Source organism: Brachybacterium sp. UMB0905 (genome assembly GCF_002871795.1).
In the GTDB taxonomy this organism is placed as follows: Bacteria; Actinomycetota; Actinomycetes; order Actinomycetales; family Dermabacteraceae; genus Brachybacterium.
The window spans coordinates 93,582-110,209 of the sequence record NZ_PNHL01000009.1 but is presented as its reverse complement, the minus strand read 5'-3'; the positions used below and the strand labels follow the sequence as shown (position 1 = coordinate 110,209).

The following is a 16,628-nucleotide window of genomic DNA, read 5'->3' as shown; positions in this document are numbered from 1 at the left end:
GGGGCCTGTTTATGGGTTAGCGTGCCGATCGGCAGCTCGGGAAGAGCGCCCTTTCGATCGGCACGATGGCATGCAGGACCTCCCCACCTGTATCGATGGGGCATTGTGCTGACCCTCAAAAGGGACGCTTCCCGTATTCGATGATGCAAGGAGAACATCATGCGCAGGACTCGAGGAATTGTCGGAATCATGGGCGGCGCGGCGCTTCTCGCGGCCGCCTTCGCCGGACCCGCCGCGGCAGAGACCGTCGAGGAGCACGGCCCGGAGACCCCGGAGAACAACGCCAGCCTCCCCCTGGTGGACACCTACCGGAAGTCCGACCACCTCAAGGCGAACATCCTCAACCCCAAGCCCGTGTGCAACGCCCACGAGGACTACCGCACCGTCATCTACAAGGTCACCGACGACTTCAGCCCCGTCGGCACCGTCTCCACCACCAACGAGACCGACAGCCCCATCCCGCTGACGCAGGAGACTTCCCGCAGCCAGACCATCTCCCTGACCGTCAACGGCTCGCGCACCGAGAAGGTCGACGCGAACCTCGGCGGCACCGGCAGCGGCGACAAGGGCAGCATCAACGCTGGCATCGCCTACTCGCTGGCCACCACCGTCGGCGCCGAGGCCTCCTACTCCCTGTCCTGGCAGGTCGGCCAAACCATCGGCCCCTACGAGATCCCTGCCGGCCACACCGGCGAGGCCACCTACGGCTTCCGCACCGTCTCCATGACCGGAACCCAGCAGCGATGCAAGGCCAACGGCACCTGGTCCACCCCCACCGCGTGGCGGGCCTTCGTCCCGGTGAAGAACGAGGTGCGCGTGAACACCTACGCGAACCCCGCCGACTCCCACCGCCCCTGAGCCGCACCGCCTTTCCCTGAGGAGAAACCCATGACCACGCATCAGCCCACCCGCCGCGCCGCGCTCGCCGGATCCCTGCTGGGTCTTAGCGCCCTCGCCCTCGCCCCGCAGGCCGCGCTCGCCGCGGAGCCCGCTCCCGAAAAGCCCGCCCTGGACCTCGTCCCGCATTTCACCGTCTCCGCCGCCAAGGCCGACGGGTTCGCGGGCCTGGTCGCCCTGCGGATCACCAACAACGGCGCGAAGCGCTACTACGGGGAGTTCCCGCTGGTGACCTTCCGCCTCGAGGTGCGCACCGACTCCGGCCCCGAGGGCGTGGACCGCCTGATCACTCCCGGCTGGTTCAACGGCGCCTACGCCCGTGACCTCGGCTTCGATCCGGAGACCTCCACCCGCACCTTCGAGGTCGTCCTGTCCAACCCCATCGAGGTGGGGGAGACCCAGCTGGTGGCGAACCTCAACTTCGGTGACGGAGACACCCGCCTGGGCCGCCTGCACAACTACCTGGTGGTGACCCAGACCGGTCGCCTCGAGGGCGATGAGTCCACCGCGAATGATCAGAGCGTCGACTCGCGCGAGCACACCCTGACCGACGGCGGGAAGGAGCATCCCGGCACCTTCTGATCTGAAGCCGTGGATGAGCGGAGCCCCGGGGATGGATGGCCCCGGGGCTCCGTGCTGCCCGTGCCCGCACCACAGCTCGCGCGGCGCATCCTGGCGCGCTCAGGGCACCCGGCGGGTCCACTCCTCGGTGCCGAACTTCGTCTCCACCAGCTCCCGGGCCGCCGCGAGCTCCTCCTCGGTGTAGTCGGAGGGCGTCGTGTCGTACCGGGCACGGAAGTACTCGAGGAAGCCGTCGATGATCTGCTCGCGCGCCAGACCGGTCTGCGAACGCATCGGATCCACCCGCTTGTTCGCGCTCTTGGTGCCCTTGTCGGAGAGCTTCTCCCGGCCGATCCGCAGCACCTCCAACATCTTGTCAGCGTCGATGTCGTAGCTCATCGTCACGTGGTGCAGCATCACCCCGCCGGCGAAGCGACGCTGCGCCGCGCCGCCGATCTTCCCCTGCTCGGAGGCGATGTCGTTCAGCGGCACATAGTGGGCCTTCACCCCGATCTCGGCGAGCGCCCCCATCACCCAGTCGTCCAGGTAGGCGTACGCCTGCTCGAAGGAGAGCCCCTCCACGAGTGAGGTGGGCACGACGAGGGAGTAGGTGATGCAGTTGCCGGCCTCCATGAACATCGCGCCGCCGCCGGTGATGCGGCGCACCACCCCGATGCCGTGACGCTCCGCGCCCTCCGCGTCGATCTCATTGCGCAGCGACTGATAGGAGCCGATCACCACCAGAGGTGAGTCCCAGTCCCAGATGCGGAAGGTAGGCCCGCGCCGCCCGGCCAGCACCTCGCGGGGAATCACCTCATCGAGCGCCACATGCATCACCGGCGGCAGCACCCGCGGGCCGATCACCTCGAAGGACAGGTCATCCCAGCTCGTGGCATGCCCGAGCGCGCGACGGGTCGCGATCGCGACGGCATCTGCGTCAAAGCCGATCATCTCCACCGGCTCTGGCCGGGCCTTGAGCCGCGCGGTGATCGCGGCGGCAAGCTCAGCGGCGGTGGCGCCGACGGGCATGCCCACGAGAGCGGCGTTCAGATCCTCGAGCGCTTCATCGGGCTCGAGGAAGAAATCGCCGTAGACGTGCGCGGTCGCGATCTGGTCCTCGCGGGTGGTCACGTCGACCGACACCAGTTTGCCGCCGCGCACCTTGTACTGGCCGCTCAGCACGTCCGCGGCAGGTGCGGGGATGTCGGGGACGTCGGCGGCGAGGGAGTCATGAGAGTCCATGTGGACCATTGTCGCGCGGACCGGATCCGCCGTTCTGTACCGACGATTCGGCGTTTCTGAGCCACCAGGTGGTACAAAAAGGCCGAATCGCGGGTGGGGTCAGTGCCGCGGGTGGGGTCAGTGCAACGGCGGGGTGAGGGCTTAGCGCGAGGTCAGAGCTCGAGGACGGTGCGGCGCATGCGCAGCTCGCGCTCTGCGCCGTACAGGAGTGACCCCGTGAAACCCAACGCTGACAGGTCGATCCCCGCTGATGCCCGCAGGGCAAGATCTATTGCGCTCGATGCTGCCCGCGCGGGCAACGCGATCGCCGCAGCGAAGGCGTCCCAGTGCCGTCGGTGCAGTCGTCTATCCCGCCCGTCGATGGTGAGCGCCATCGTCATATCCCGATAGACCACGGTCGAGGGGATGTCGTAGATCGGGGAGAGGCCCCAACGTCCGGACGGTTCCTGCAGGACAGCCAGGTTTTTGGCATGCAGATCCCCGTTGCCCGTAAGCTAGGCGAAGAGAAACTGCAGATACAGCGCTCGGGCGGCGATCCGTGGGGCAGAAGTCTGCGCTGCGAGCGCCCGCGTGACCTCCTCGCTGCTGAGCGCATACTTCTGAGCCGGAAGCACCCCGAGCACCTGCGCCCCGTCTTCCATGGCGAAGCGCCGCACGGTCCCGTCCGGAGCGACCTCGCGATCGAAGCGCGTGATCAGCAGCCCCTGCACGCCGTGCACGTCCTCGATGATGCGGTGCGCCGGTCAGAGCACGTAGATCAAGGTGCGCGGGACTCGTAGCGGCGAGGGGTGGGGGGTCGGTGGGCTGCTCCCCGGCGGGAACCACCTGCACGTCTCCCGGTGTGTCGGCGCCGACAGCCAGCAGCAGGCTCAGCTCAGAGGTTGTCATGACCGCAGCTCCAAGCGCATCCCTAGGACATCGGCCACGGTGAGCACGGCTGCCAGGCCGGGTGAGCCGCTGCCCTTCTCGATCTCCCGCACGGTCCGATCCGAGAGCCCCGCGAGCTCGGCGAGCTGCAGTTGGGTGAGCCCTGCCTGCTTGCGGGCGTCCCGCAGCGCGGCCCCGAGGGCGATGGCAGCGGGAGATGGTGACACGGTCATGGCGGAAGGATGCTTCCGGCTGTCACGGGATCGTCAGTGACCGCAGGGCGCGGTGCACCTCCCACACGAAGTCCGCGGTGGACTGGCTCTTGCGCGGTGCGACCGCGTAGGTCTCCGCGGGCCGCTGCGGCGTCTCCTCACGGGTCACGCGCGGGATGAGGTTCTTCCAGTCGCGGTCTCCGCCCACCCAGATGCGGTACTCGGTGGCGGAGTCATCTCCGCGCTGGAGAACCCGCAGCCCCATGGTCGTGGCCGTGAGCGCCGGTTGCCGCCGCGCCGGGGCGAGGTCGAAGCCGCGATCGCGCAGCAGCATCGGGTTCAGCACCGCCCACAGCAGCAGGCGCGCCCCTTCCAGCTCCGGGGTGGCGGCATCGCCGATCAGCTCCCTGGCCGACGGCGGGGTGCCGCCTTCGGTGCGCCAGGCGCTGCGGCGGGCCAGCATTGTCAGACGCTCCTTTGCGGCCGCGTGGTCTGCCTCGGTGCTGATGCGGCCGATGCCCAGCGGTACCGGATCCGCCCCGGCTCGCAGGAAATGCACGGGCGTCCCGTCGATCACCTCACCGAACTCCAGACCAGTGCGACCGCGCCCCACCCCCATCTGCAGGTGGGCGTCGGTCTGCCCGCGCCGGGTCGAGAAATGCGGGCTGCTGCCCAGCAGGCTGCGGCAGGCGTGGTGCATGACATCAAGGTGGGCACGGAAGTCCCGGGCGGTGGAGGTCTTGGTGAGCAGCTTGCGTGCATCCACCGGGAACTGCACGACCGGCCGGCCCGCATTTTCTCCCACCTCGGCAAGGGTCTCCCACAGGTGCGCATGCCCCGGGTCCTTCTTCGGCATCCGCCTTCCCAGCCGCGCCCAGCTGGTGGCGATCACCCCCGGCGGCACCTCCCCGGTGAGCTCCGCCCGATCCGTGCGGCGTGCGATCGCGACCAGCAGATGATCAGGCGAGGATCCGAGCGCGCCACGCATCTTCTGCAGCTGCGGCACGGAGAACGGCCCGCCCACGCGCAACGCGATCCCCAGCCGCGCCGAGCCGCCGTCCTGACCGGCCGGAGGCAGCAGCTCCGCGGTGAGATCCGGGGAGGTGCGGCGCAGGCGTGGGCCGGCAGTGATCGACCCGGTGGTGCGCTCGGTGCGAGCGACCGCGGTCAGGAAGGCATCACGCGAGCGCGGGGACATCAGCACGAACTCGAGCATGTGCCGCAGCAGCACCTCCACCCGGAGCTGACGATCGCGGCCGTCCCCCAGGTCCGGGGAGGCGGCCGAGCGGTCCACCCCGTAGGTGAGCATCTGGCCGACGGTCGCGTACGAGCGGGGCATGGTCCTCCTCCGGCGGGTGCCTGCGCGCCCCGGCTGCCCGGATGCGCGGATCCGTAGCCATTATCCCCGCCGCCCGCCCGCGCGAACAGCGACCGTGACCGTCCAGGCGTGTCCCCATCGGCCGTAAGCTCAACGCCATGAACACCGCTGCTGCCTCCGCCCCCGCCCCGCTCACCGCCATCGTCACCGGCGCCACATCTGGCATCGGCCGCGCCACGGCGCAGCGCCTCGTGGCCGACGGGTGGCGGGTGCTGGCTGTGTCGCGGCGTCAGGAGCGTCTGGATGCGCTGGCGGCGGAGATCGGTTGCGAGGTCCTGGCGGTGGATGTGACCTCCGATGAGTCCGTGAATCGCCTGGTCGCGCGGAGTGTGGAGCTATTCGGGCCGGAGCTGAATGCCGTCGTGCATGTGGCCGGTGGGGCGCTCGGCGTGGATCCTGTTGCGGAAGCGGACCTCGAAAAGTGGCAGCGGATGTATGACATCAACGTGCTGGGCGCCGTGCGCGTCACCCGCGCCCTGCTGCCCGCGCTGCGGGAGAGCGGCCGCGGGGACCTGCTGTACGTCACGTCCGTCGCCGGGCACGAGCCGTACCCGGGCGGCTCCGGATACAACGCCGCGAAGGCCGGAGAGCATATGCTCGCCGCCGCCGCGCGCCTGGAGCTGAACGGGGAGCCGATCCGCGTCATCGAGGTTGCCCCGGGCATGGTGCGCACCGAGGAGTTCTCCCTCGTGCGCCTGGGGGATCAGGAGAAGGCTGATGCCGTCTACGACGGGGTCGAGCAGCCGCTGACCGCCGAGGACTGCGCGGACGTCATCTCCTATGCCCTGAATGCCCCGCATCACGTGAACCTCGACCTCATCACTGTGCGGCCCCTCGCCCAGGCCGCGGCCCACCGCGTGGCCCGCCACCAGGGCCTCTGAGCCGCGGCGGAGCAGCGGGATGCGGCCGGGACCGAACCTGGAGACGCTCAGCCGGCAGGAGGCCAAGGACGCCGTGCGCGGCGCCGACGTGCGGCGCATCCTGGGGCTGTTCCGTCCCTACCGCGGCACGCTCGCGATGGTGTTCGCGCTCATCGTGGGCAGCGCCGTCGTCGGCATCATCTCCCCGTTCCTGATCCGCGAGATCGTCGACGTCGCCCTCCCCGAGCAGCGCGTGACCCTGCTGCTGTGGTGCGTGGCCGGGCTCATCGCCGCGACCGCCGGCACCACCGCCTTGAACGTCACCCAGTCGGTGCTGTCCACCCGGGTGGGCCAGGCGGTGATGCATGACCTGCGCGTCAGCGTCCACACGCACCTGCAGCGCATGGGTCTGGGGTTCTTCACCCGCACCCGTACCGGGGAGCTGCAGTCGCGGATCCTGTCGGACATCGGCTCCATGCAGGCGGTCATCACCTCGGTGATGACCCAGATCGTCTCCTCGAGCGCCGCGATACTCATGGCGATCGTCGCGATGCTCGCCATGGACTGGCGCCTCACCCTGTTCTCCGTGGCGGTGGTGCCGCTCGCCGTGTGGCTGAACCGCCGGGTGGCCCGGCGCCGCCGCGCGATCGTCAAGCGCCGCCAGGAGAAAGCCGCGGACCTGAACTCCTCGATCCAGGAATCTCTGTCCGTCTCCGGGATCCTGCTGGGCACCACCATGGGGCAGACCCGCGCCCTCAACGACGCCTTCACCGGGCGGTCCCGCGAGCTCGCCGACCTCGAGGTCGCCTCCGAGGTCGCCGGGCGCTGGGTGGTCGCGCTGTTCACGGCGCTCATGGCGATCATCCCGGCGCTCACCTACCTGCTGGGCGGCATGCTGCTGTTTCAGGAGGCGGACTCCCGCATCACCATCGGCACCCTCGTGGCGTTCGTCGCCCTGCAGTCCGCACTGATGCCGAACACGAACAACCTGCTGCGGGTCGCCAATCAGGTCTCCGCGTCGCTGGCCCTGTTCACCCGGGTGTTCGAGTATCTCGATGCGCCGATCACCATCACCGACGCCCCCGGTGCGCGGGTGCTCGACCCCGCGGCGGTGCGCGGCAAGGTGCACTTCGCACACGTGACCTTCACCTACCCGGGGGCCGACGGGCCAGCGCTTGCGGACGTGGACTTCACGGTGCCGCCCGGCACCCACACCGCGCTCGTCGGCGCGACCGGTTCCGGTAAGACGACCACCGGCTATCTCATGGCGCGGCTGTATGACCCTGATGCCGGCGCGATCACCCTGGACGGGTATGACCTGCGCGAGGTCACCCTCGAATCCCTCGCCGCGTGCATCGGCGTCGTCACCCAGGAGACGTTCCTGCTGCACGCCACGATCGCCGAGAACTTGCGCTTCGCCCGGCCGGATGCCACGGACGACGAGCTCGAAGCCGCGGCTCGGATCGCTCAGATCCACGACCACATCGCCGCCCTGCCCGACGGCTATGACACGGTGGTGGGGGAGCGGGGCTACCGCTTCTCCGGCGGGGAGAAGCAGCGCCTGGCGCTCGCCCGCACGATCCTGCGCGACCCGCTGGTGCTGCTGCTCGATGAGGCCACCTCAGCGCTGGACACCGCGACCGAGCGTGCTATGGCCGGGGCGCTCGAGGCCGTCTCCCACGGCCGCACCACCGTGTCGATCGCGCATCGGCTCTCCACCATCCGCCACGCCGACCAGATCCTCGTGCTCGAGCGCGGGAGGATCGTGGAGCGCGGCCCCTATGACGAGTTGCTCGCTGCGGACGGTGTCTTCGCGCGCCTCGCCGCCCGGGAGGCTGACATGCTGCCGGAGGCGGAGCGCAGCTGAGCACCGGTTGCTGAGACCGGTCATTGAGCACCGGCGACTGAGGACTACGACCAAGGGCGGATACGGCTCGACGAGGATTCATCCCCTCGCCGGATGTCCCACCCGCGCGAACTCGACAGGATCAATGTCATCACCCGCACCCCTGCGGGACAGCAATGGCAGCAGTGCCGATCAGCAGCACCGATCCGAGGAGGTTCCCGTGACCGTCACCCCGCACGATCCGGCCCGCCGTCCCATCGTCGTCGAGGAGACGAGCACAGGCCGCCCGGTGCTGTTCGCGGTGCTGCTGGCGCTCGCCGTGCTGGGCACGCTCGCGCTGCTGGTGACCGGACCGATGCTCGCCCTGGGGCATGCGATCGTCGCCGCGGTGGCGATCATGAGCGTCATGACCCTCGCCTGGGCGGTGGCCGGTCCCCGCTGGTGAACTGAGCCGCTCCGCGGAGTGCTGTGCCGCCTCGCGGGGTACTGCGGATCAGATGTCGATCTCGATCTCGCCGATGCCGCGGGAGACGCAGGTGGTCATCTGCGTGTCGTGCTCGTCCTCCATGAGGAACTCGTCCAGATGCTCCACCTCGCCGGAGACCAGCGGAACCACGCAGGTGCCGCACACGCCGCCCTCGCACGAGTAGTCCATCGAGATGCCGGCGTCCAACAGCGCCTGCAGCAGGGACTGCCCCTCCTCGACCTCGAGAGTGATGCCCGACTTCAGGCACTTGGCGGTGAAGGGCTCTCCGAACAGCGACATCCTGCATCCTTCCGGTTCGGTCGCCCCCGGCGGGGGCGCAACGCTCAAGACACCAGTGTTCCACGGGGGAGCCGGGACCTGCGGGGTGAGCCTCGCCTCGCGCGGCGTGCATCGCCTCATCCCGGGATGAATCCGGGACGGTGCCGGAGGTGGAATCCGGGGCCGACGGGACATCGTGGAGCCATGTCCAGCGCGCATACCCCCGCCCGGCAGCCCTGCCGACGGGCCATCGCCTGCACGCGGATGATCTGCGCGGCGGTCTCGGTGCTGTGCCTAATGGTCGCGATCACCACCTGCTTCGTGCTGCTGTTGGTCGGGCCGCAGCTGCAACTGTGGCCTGCCCTGCTGCTGGGGCTCATGATCCAGTTCGGGATCGTGGCGGCCCTGGTCGTCGGGCGTCGAGCGCTGTCCTGACCGATGCTGTCCAGGGCGATGTAGCGCCCGGGGGTCAGAGTACGCGCCGGTCGCGCGCCCAGCGGGTGAGCTCCCGACGGTCCGACAGCTGCAGCTTGCGCAGCACGCTCGAGACGTGGCTCTCAACTGTCCGATCGGAGATGAACAGCGAGGAGGCGGCTTCTCGGTACGTGTAGCCGCGGGCGATCAGCCGCATCACCTCCTGCTCACGCGGGGTGAGCAGATCCAGCTCGGTCGGCTCCACCGAAACTGAGCCGCGGAACGCATCGAGCACGAAACCGGCCAGGCGCGGGGAGAACACCGCATCCCCGCCCACCACACGATGCAGCGCATCGACCAGATCCTCGGCCGTGATCGCCTTGGTGACGTAGCCGCGGGCGCCGGCGCGGATCACCGCGAGCACATCCTCCTCCGCATCGGAGACGCTCAGGGCGAGTGCCCGCACGGGTCCGCCCTGCGCGGTGGTCAGCCCGTCGAGGGCGGCGGCGACTTCGGCGCCCCCACCGCCGGCGCCACCGGGCAGATGCACATCCAGCAGCACCACATCGGGTAGCAGCTCGCGCGCCATCCGTACCGCCTCGGTCACCTCATACGCAGTCCCGACCACGGTGATCTGCGGATCGGTGCGGGTGATCTCCCCGGCGACGCCCGCAGCGAAAAGGTGATGGTCATCGACGACGAGAACCCGGATCGGCCCCGACGAGGACTCCGATCCGGATAACGGGGCAGCCCCGGACGTCGGCGTGCTCATCGGCCACCTCCGGGCAGATGCAGTGCGACCTCGGTGCCGCCGCCCGGGGCGGCGGAGACAGTCGCGCTGCCGCCGGCGCGCTCCATCCGCCCGATGATCGACTCGCGCACCCCCAGCCGATCGGGCGGCACTGCAGCCGGGTCGAAGCCCGGGCCGCGATCGCGGACGAACGCCTCCACCGCGTCCTCCCGGATCTCCACGAACACGCCGACGCCGGTGCCGGCATGGCGCACCGCGTTCAGCAGCGCCTCCCGCAGCGCCGCCAGCAGGGCAGGGGAGACGTCCTCGAGCTGCGCATCGCCCACGATCACCGTGTCCACGGCCACGCCGTGCGCATCCTCCACCTGGGCACTCAGCGCCTCGACGGCCGCGCGCAGATCTGTCGGCGCATCCTCGGACTCGGCATCAGCCGCATACAGCCAGTGCCGCAGCTCACGCTCCTGCTGTCGGGCCAGCCGCCGCATATCCTCCTCCGGCATCCCGGCCCTCTGCAGCAGTACGAGGGTCTGCAGCACCGAATCGTGCAGATGTGCGGAGGTCTCCCGGTGATGCTGCGCCACAGCCCGCTGCGCCGTCTCCTCTCGCATCCCTTTCCACAGGCGCCGTCCCCACGGCACTAGCAGCGTCGCGAGCACACCGAGGATCGCCGGGCCCACCGCCAGCAGCACCAGGGCCGGGCCGGTTCCCAGCAGTGCCAGCGCGACGTACACCAGTGTCAGCAGGAGCAGCACCACCGCCGCGCCGAGCGCGGAGAGGGCCGCGCGCGGCACCTCCTGGGTGCGGCCCGACCAGCGCTGACGATCCAGATCCGGCAGCGGCGCGATACCCAGCATCACCGCCCCCGCCATCACCGCCACCGACCAGTGGACCACGAGATACTGCCCCTCCGTGGCGAAGGACTGGTACGTAGGCGGCAGCAGCATCCGCGCCAAATCGGAGATGACGGTCAGAAGTGCCGCCGCCATCGCGATGGTCACCACGAGCGCGAGCCCCAGCCAGCGCAGCACGGCGGGGAGGCGCCCGGCGCCGGGAGACGTGGCGCCGACAGCCCTGGGGGTCCCGCGCACCGCCGCGGAACTCTCCTGCAGCGCCCGGGCCCGATCCTGCTCGGCATCATCCGGCGTGACCCACCACAGCAGCACATAGCCCAGCACGAGGGCCGCACCGAGGCTCAGCTGGCCGTACCACGTGGGCCACGGCGTCCACATCGCGAACATCGTCAGCGTCCCCAGCGGCACGAGCGCCGCGCCCGCCAGCAGGATCCCGCGCACGAGAATCACCGGCAGGCGCAGCCGCGCCGCGAGCAGAGCACACGTGCCCGTCAGCACCGCGTCCTCGCGACGCCGCATCCAGGAAGCCGCCTACGCGGCAGGGATATCGAGCATGAATCCATTGTGCGCTGCGCAGCACCCTGACGCAGGGCGTCAGCGGGGGATTCCGGGGCGGCTCCGGGTGCCCTTCGGGACCGCTCCGGGACAGATCCGGGGCAGGTCAGGGCTCTGCCCGCCCGCGATCACCGCGCCGCTCAGCGAAGATGGAGCCATGTCCACATCGCCGAGAATCGCCACCGCCGCGACGGAGCGGACCGTGCAGGCCGCCCTCACCCCGCGCACGGCCCGCACCGTCGCGGACCGTGCCTGGCGCACCCATGTGCTGCTGCGGGGAGATGACCGCTGGCTCGTCGGCGTGTGCGCGGCGTGCGCCCGCGCCTGGGGCGTGCCGCGTGCGATGGTGCGGGCCCAGATCCTGCTGCTCACTCCGCTCGGGCTCGGCGTGCCCTTGTACCTGCTCGGAGCGTTGCTGCTGCCGCGCCAAAGGGCCGATGGGAACATTGTGGGAGGACCCATTCCGTGGATCGACTTGCCGCGGATCGCCCGGTACCTGTTCCTCCTCGTGGCTGCCGTACCGCTCGTGCTCGTGCTGTACGTATGGCTGAGCTTCCTGGGCTACTGGATCCCGAATGCGCTGGCGGTCTGTCTGGCCCTGGCGATGGGCGGAGGAGTGCTGCTGTGGCTCGCCGCCCGTGCCGCGGCGCGTGACCGCCGTGAGGCGATGTTCGCTCTGCTCGCCCACCGCGCTCAGCTGCTCGATGAGCCCGCGCTGAGCGCGTTCCTCGCCGAACGGCGCACGAGCCTTGAGCTCTCCGGCCTGTTCACGGCGGGCCGGGGCCCGGAGCATGACGGTCCGCACGCTGCCGGGCATGAGCGCGCCGCCCATCGGCCCTTTCGGTCGCGCCAGCCCCGCCGGCCCCGTCGGCCCGCAGCCTCTGCTCGCACGATCCTCGCCGTGCTCGCGGCGATGGTCGCGGTCACCGCCCTCACCGTGCTGCTGCTGAACGTGCAGCCGACCCTGCTGCCCCCGGGCCTGGACGCCCCGGTGCTGCCGCAGGCCGGCCCGGTCACCGTCGGCACCGCCCTCGCGGCCGCCCTCGGCGGAACGATGCTCATCATCCTGGGGGCGCGGGGCAGGCGCAGCGGCATCCTGCTGCTCGCCGCGCTGCTGGCCGCCGGTGGGGCGCTCAGCGGCGGAGCTCTGCTGCGCATCGCCCATGACCCGAGCGCCGAACCGTTCGTCCTCACCACCGCAGATCTCGAGCGGGATGGCTACCACAGCTGTCCGTCCGGGCTCGGGGAGCTGGATCGGCCCGTACTGATCGATCTCAGCGACCTGGACGCGCAGCGCGCCGAGCAGCTGCGCGCCCTCTCCTCCGCCCAGCGTCCGGATGATGTCCCGGAACCAGTGATCATCGACTGCTACCGTCCGATCGGGCAGATCACCGTGCGCCTGCCGGAGGATCCCGGGCTCGTGGCGGTGACCCTCCACGGATCCCGCAGCCCTGAGGTGCAGCGGCAGCCGGAGGACCCCGTCGTGCGCGTGTGGGGGTCTGTCGACGTCGGCGCCGTAGACCTCGAGGAGCCGGCCGCAAAGCAGGACGCTGCCGAGCAGGACGACACAGAGCACGGTGTTTCTGAGCAGGACCAGGAGGACGCATGAGCCGCCCCGAGACCGCACCCGACCTGCAGACCGCACCCGACCTGCAGACCGCGCCCGACCTGCACGCAGCGCCGAGCCCCACCGTCGGCCCGGCCCTCCCGCAGGGCCCCGCACGGAGGAGCATCGGCGGCGGCCTGCTGGTCCTGCTGATCACCGCTCTCGCTGCAGCCGCCGCGCTGCCCGTGCCGCGCTGGGAGCCGTGGCTGCTGGGCGTGCTCGCCCTCCTCGGCCTCGCCATCGTGCTCATCGTCATGGCGCTGCTGCCCCTTCCGGCGTCGGCGGCTACACTGTCGCCCATCGGCACTGACCCGGCCATCACCGGTGAGCCGCGGGAAGAACAGCCCGCTCCGCCCCGCGCGGAGAGCGCCCAGTAGAACCCGCCGGGACCAGCCCGTCACAGCTGAGGAACGAGGGGACCCGCCGCGGCGGGCCAACCGAGGTGGTACCGCGCGATCCGTCGCGTCCTCGGAGGCATAGGCATTGCACGTCCGTCGTCCCCGGAGGAACCCTCATGGTGTACCCGCTGTCCGGAGACCCGCTGGTCTCCTCGCCCGATCTGCCCGCGCTCGAGACCCGCATCATCGAGCGCTGGATCGCTGACGGCACCTTCCTGGAGTCCATCGCCCAGCGGCAGGACGCCGAGGAGTTCACCTTCTACGACGGCCCGCCGTTCGCCAACGGCCTGCCGCACTACGGGCACCTGCTCACCGGATTCGTCAAGGACGTCGTCCCGCGCTTCCAGACCATGCTCGGCAAGAAGGTGGAGCGCCGCTTCGGCTGGGACACCCACGGCCTGCCCGCCGAGCTCGAGGCCATGCGGGAGCTGGGCCTGACGGAGAAGTCTGAGATCGAGGACATGGGCATCAAGGCGTTCAACAACGCTGCCCGTGCCTCCGTGCTGAAGTACACGCAGGAATGGCAGGACTACGTCACCCGCCAGGCCCGCTGGGTGGACTTCGAGAACGACTACAAGACCCTGGACCTGCCGTTCATGGAGTCGGTGCTGTGGGCCTTCAAGACCCTGTGGGACAAGGGTCGCGCCTACGAGGGCTACAAGGTCCTGCCGTACTGCTGGAAGGACCAGACGCCGCTGTCCGCCCATGAGCTGCGGATGGATGATGACGTCTACCAGGACCGCCAGGACACCACCGTCGTGGTCACCTTCCCGCTGATCGGCGAGAAGGCCCGCGAGCTCGGCCTCGAGGGTGCGAAGGCCCTCGCGTGGACCACCACGCCGTGGACGCTGCCCACGAACTTCTCACTCGCCGTCGGCCCCGCGGTGCAGTACGTCCTGGTGCCCTCCGGTCCGCTCGGTGCGGCCGATGGATCCACCGCCGGCGAGTCCACCTATCTGCTGGCCGAGGACCTCGCCGGTTCCTTCGCCAAGGAACTCGGCTACGAGGATGCCGAAGCGGTGCTCGCCGCCGTCGGGGAGCGGCGCCTGACCGGCGCCGAGCTCGAACATGTGGCCTATGAACCGCTGTGGGACGTCTACTCCCGTGACCGCGAGCGCTGGGGGCTGCAGAACGCGTGGATCATCACCGTCGCGGACTATGTCTCCACCACCGACGGCACCGGCGTGGTCCACCAGGCCACCGCCTACGGTGAAGAGGACCAGGCGGTCAATGCCCGCTACGACATCCCCGTCGTGGTGTCCGTGGACGACGGCGCCCAGTTCCTCGACTACTTCCGAGGCACCGCGCTCGACGAGATCGCCGGGATGCAGGTGTTCGAGGCGAACCGGCCGCTGATCCGTATCCTGCGTGCCTCCGGGCGTCTCATGCGCGAAGCCAGCTACGTCCACTCCTACCCGCACTGCTGGCGCTGCCGGACCCCGCTGATCTACAAGGCCGTCTCCTCCTGGTTCGTGAAGGTCGCCGATCAGCGCGAGCGCATGCTCGAGCTGAACGAGCAGATCACCTGGATGCCGGGCAACGTCCAGCACGGCCAGTTCGGGGCGTGGCTCGAGGGTGCCCGCGACTGGGCGATCTCCCGCAACCGCTACTGGGGCACCCCCATCCCGGTGTGGAAGAGCGATGACCCGAACCACCCGCGCATCGACGTCTACGGATCCCTCGCCGAGATCGAGGCGGATTTCGGTGAGCTGCCGCGCGATGAGAACGGCGAGGTGAACCTCCACCGCCCCTACATCGACGAGCTGACCCGCCCGAACCCCGACGACCCGACGGGCACGTCCACGATGCGGCGCATCGAGGAGATCTTCGACGTCTGGTTCGACTCCGGTTCCATGCCGTTCGCGCAGGTCCACTACCCCTTCGAGAACACCGACTGGTTCGAGTCCCACAACCCCGCGGACTTCATCGTCGAGTACATCGGACAGACCCGCGGCTGGTTCTACGTCATGCACGTGCTGTCCACCGCCCTGTTCGACCGCCCCGCCTTCTCGAGCGTGATCTGCCACGGCATCGTGCTGGGCGAGGACGGCAACAAGATGAGCAAGTCCCTGCGCAACTACCCGGACGTGCGCGAGATGTACGACGCGTACGGCGCCGATGCGATGCGCTGGTTCCTCATGTCCTCCCCGATCCTGCGCGGCGGCAACCTGATCGTCGATGAGCCGCGGATCCGCGACGCCGTGCGCCAGACCGTACTGCCGCTGTGGAACGTGTGGTACTTCCTGGCGCTGTACGCCAACGCCGCCGGGGAGAAGGACGCCAGCGGGCAGCCGGCCGGCTACCAGGGACGCACGCGCCATCTGACCGACGGGGTCGACGACGTGCTGGACCGCTACCTGCTCTCGCGCACCGGCATGCTGATCCGCGAAACCCGCGAGCTCATGGAAGGCCTGGACATCGCCGGCACCGCCGCGAGCATCCAAGCGCACCTGGAGATGCTCACCAACTGGTACGTGCGGCGTTCCCGCGACCGCTTCTGGGAAGGCTCCGAGCAGGCCATTGATGTGCTCTCCACCGTGCTCGAGGCGACCCTGCGGGTGGCCGCACCGCTGCTGCCGATGGTCACCGAGGAGATCTGGCGGGGTCTCACCGGTGGGCGCTCGGTGCATCTTGAGGACTGGCCCGATGCCGAGCAGTTCCCGGTGGATGAGGAGCTCGTGATGGCGATGGAGCAGGTGCGCATGGTCGCCTCCGCCGGCAATGCGCTGCGCAAGAAGGAGGGCATCCGGGCCCGTCAGCCGCTCGCGCAGCTGACCGTCGTGCACCGTGACCCCTCCCAGCTCGAGCCCTTCGTCGGCATCATCGCCGATGAGCTGAACGTGAAGCAGGTGCGTCTGCTGGATGTCACCAGCGAGGAAGCCCGCGGCATGGGTGTGGAGCAGAAGCTCCAGGTGAACGCCCGTGCGGCCGGGCCGCGGCTTGGTAAGCAGGTGCAGCAGGTCATCAAGGGCGCGAAGTCCGGGGACTGGTCCGTGGCAGAGGACGGCACCGTCACCGCCGGCGGCCTTGAGCTCGTCGACGGCGAGTACACCCTGGACCTCGTGGCCGGTCAGGCCGCCCAGGACCAGGGCGCCGCGATCGGCGTGCTCGCCGGCGGGAACTTCCTGGTGCTCGATACTCAGCTGAGCCCGGAACTGGAGGCCGAGGGCATCGCCCGCGATGTGGTGCGCGCCGTGCAGGCCGCCCGCAAGCAGGCCGGCCTGGACATCTCCGACCGCATCCACCTCACCGTCGACGGCGACCCGACCGTCACCGAGGCGGTCGCCGCACACCGCGAGCTGCTCGCCGCCGAGGTGCTGGCCCTGGATATCCAGGTGCCTGCCGCCCCGGCGGAGGGCGCGCACGACGCCCAGGAGAAGGTCACCGGCGGCACCGTGCGGATCGGCGTGGCACGGGCCTGATCTGCACCGCACGGCACCGCCCT

At 69.9% G+C, this 16,628-nt stretch carries 15 protein-coding genes and 1 pseudogene; 9 read left to right on the top strand and 7 right to left on the bottom strand.

What is annotated here, in order from left to right:
• The first annotated feature begins 159 nt into the window (after positions 1–159).
• Together CJ197_RS10330 and CJ197_RS10325 are read left to right on the top strand one after the other, a co-directional pair.
• Positions 160–858 (top strand): hypothetical protein, encoded by a 699-nt coding sequence (locus tag CJ197_RS10330; RefSeq protein ID WP_102236663.1) that lies wholly within the window; start codon positions 160–162, stop codon positions 856–858.
• Positions 859–888: 30 nt separating this feature from the next.
• Positions 889–1,479, top strand: a complete 591-nt coding sequence (locus CJ197_RS10325) for a hypothetical protein (RefSeq protein WP_102236662.1) — start codon at positions 889–891, stop codon at positions 1,477–1,479.
• 99 nt (positions 1,480–1,578) lie between these two features.
• Here the strand turns inward: CJ197_RS10325 and CJ197_RS10320 are convergent, their stop codons facing one another.
• The 4 genes and pseudogenes from CJ197_RS10320 to CJ197_RS10300 all read right to left on the bottom strand — a co-directional run bounded on the left by CJ197_RS10320 (position 1,579) and on the right by CJ197_RS10300 (position 5,118).
• Entirely contained in the window at positions 1,579–2,637 is a 1,059-nt protein-coding gene (locus CJ197_RS10320) for a biotin/lipoate A/B protein ligase family protein (protein WP_158239443.1), read from the bottom strand.
• Positions 2,638–2,852: 215 nt separating this feature from the next.
• A pseudogene (locus CJ197_RS15575) lies at positions 2,853–3,428 on the bottom strand (HipA domain-containing protein).
• Positions 3,429–3,584: 156 nt separating this feature from the next.
• Complete coding sequence (locus CJ197_RS10305; protein WP_102236658.1) at positions 3,585–3,800, bottom strand: helix-turn-helix domain-containing protein; 216 nt, start codon at positions 3,798–3,800, stop codon at positions 3,585–3,587.
• 22 nt (positions 3,801–3,822) lie between these two features.
• Positions 3,823–5,118, bottom strand: a complete 1,296-nt coding sequence (locus CJ197_RS10300) for a hypothetical protein (protein WP_102236657.1) — start codon at positions 5,116–5,118, stop codon at positions 3,823–3,825.
• A gap of 137 nt (positions 5,119–5,255) precedes the next feature.
• On the opposite strand from CJ197_RS10300, the gene CJ197_RS10295 reads away from it, so the two are divergent.
• The 3 genes from CJ197_RS10295 (at position 5,256) to CJ197_RS10285 (ending at position 8,308) form a co-directional block, all read left to right on the top strand.
• Positions 5,256–6,038 carry an SDR family oxidoreductase gene (locus CJ197_RS10295; RefSeq protein ID WP_102236656.1) on the top strand — a complete coding sequence of 261 codons (783 nt, stop codon included), beginning with the start codon at positions 5,256–5,258 and terminating at the stop codon, positions 6,036–6,038.
• A gap of 19 nt (positions 6,039–6,057) precedes the next feature.
• Entirely contained in the window at positions 6,058–7,884 is a 1,827-nt protein-coding gene (locus CJ197_RS10290) for an ABC transporter ATP-binding protein (RefSeq protein ID WP_102236655.1), read from the top strand.
• Between the two features lie 199 nt (positions 7,885–8,083).
• A complete protein-coding gene (locus tag CJ197_RS10285) occupies positions 8,084–8,308 on the top strand; it encodes a hypothetical protein (RefSeq protein WP_102236698.1) in 225 nt (74 codons plus the stop codon).
• A 48-nt stretch (positions 8,309–8,356) separates the two neighbouring features.
• On the opposite strand, the gene CJ197_RS10280 is transcribed toward CJ197_RS10285, so the two are convergent.
• Complete coding sequence (locus tag CJ197_RS10280) at positions 8,357–8,629, bottom strand: 2Fe-2S iron-sulfur cluster binding domain-containing protein (RefSeq protein WP_102236654.1); 273 nt, start codon at positions 8,627–8,629, stop codon at positions 8,357–8,359.
• 183 nt (positions 8,630–8,812) lie between these two features.
• On the opposite strand from CJ197_RS10280, the gene CJ197_RS10275 reads away from it, so the two are divergent.
• Complete coding sequence (locus CJ197_RS10275) at positions 8,813–9,043, top strand: hypothetical protein (protein ID WP_102236653.1); 231 nt, start codon at positions 8,813–8,815, stop codon at positions 9,041–9,043.
• Between the two features lie 34 nt (positions 9,044–9,077).
• On the opposite strand, the gene CJ197_RS10270 is transcribed toward CJ197_RS10275, so the two are convergent.
• Positions 9,078–9,794 carry a response regulator transcription factor gene (locus CJ197_RS10270; protein WP_102236652.1) on the bottom strand — a complete coding sequence of 239 codons (717 nt, stop codon included), beginning with the start codon at positions 9,792–9,794 and terminating at the stop codon, positions 9,078–9,080.
• Positions 9,791–11,143: an ATP-binding protein gene (locus CJ197_RS10265; protein ID WP_146007750.1), complete on the bottom strand. Its 1,353-nt coding sequence runs from the start codon at positions 11,141–11,143 to the stop codon at positions 9,791–9,793. Before CJ197_RS10265 ends, CJ197_RS10270 begins: the two co-directional genes overlap by 4 nt.
• Positions 11,144–11,336: 193 nt before the next feature.
• On the opposite strand from CJ197_RS10265, the gene CJ197_RS10260 reads away from it, so the two are divergent.
• The 3 genes from CJ197_RS10260 (at position 11,337) to ileS (ending at position 16,605) form a co-directional block, all read left to right on the top strand.
• A complete protein-coding gene (locus CJ197_RS10260; RefSeq protein WP_102236650.1) occupies positions 11,337–12,788 on the top strand; it encodes a PspC domain-containing protein in 1,452 nt (483 codons plus the stop codon).
• Positions 12,785–13,162 carry a hypothetical protein gene (locus tag CJ197_RS10255; RefSeq protein ID WP_102236649.1) on the top strand — a complete coding sequence of 126 codons (378 nt, stop codon included), beginning with the start codon at positions 12,785–12,787 and terminating at the stop codon, positions 13,160–13,162. The genes CJ197_RS10260 and CJ197_RS10255 overlap by 4 nt, the downstream gene beginning before the upstream one ends.
• 137 nt (positions 13,163–13,299) lie before the next feature.
• Positions 13,300–16,605: an isoleucine--tRNA ligase gene (gene ileS, locus CJ197_RS10250; RefSeq protein ID WP_102236648.1), complete on the top strand. Its 3,306-nt coding sequence runs from the start codon at positions 13,300–13,302 to the stop codon at positions 16,603–16,605.
• The last annotated feature ends 23 nt before the right edge of the window (positions 16,606–16,628 follow it).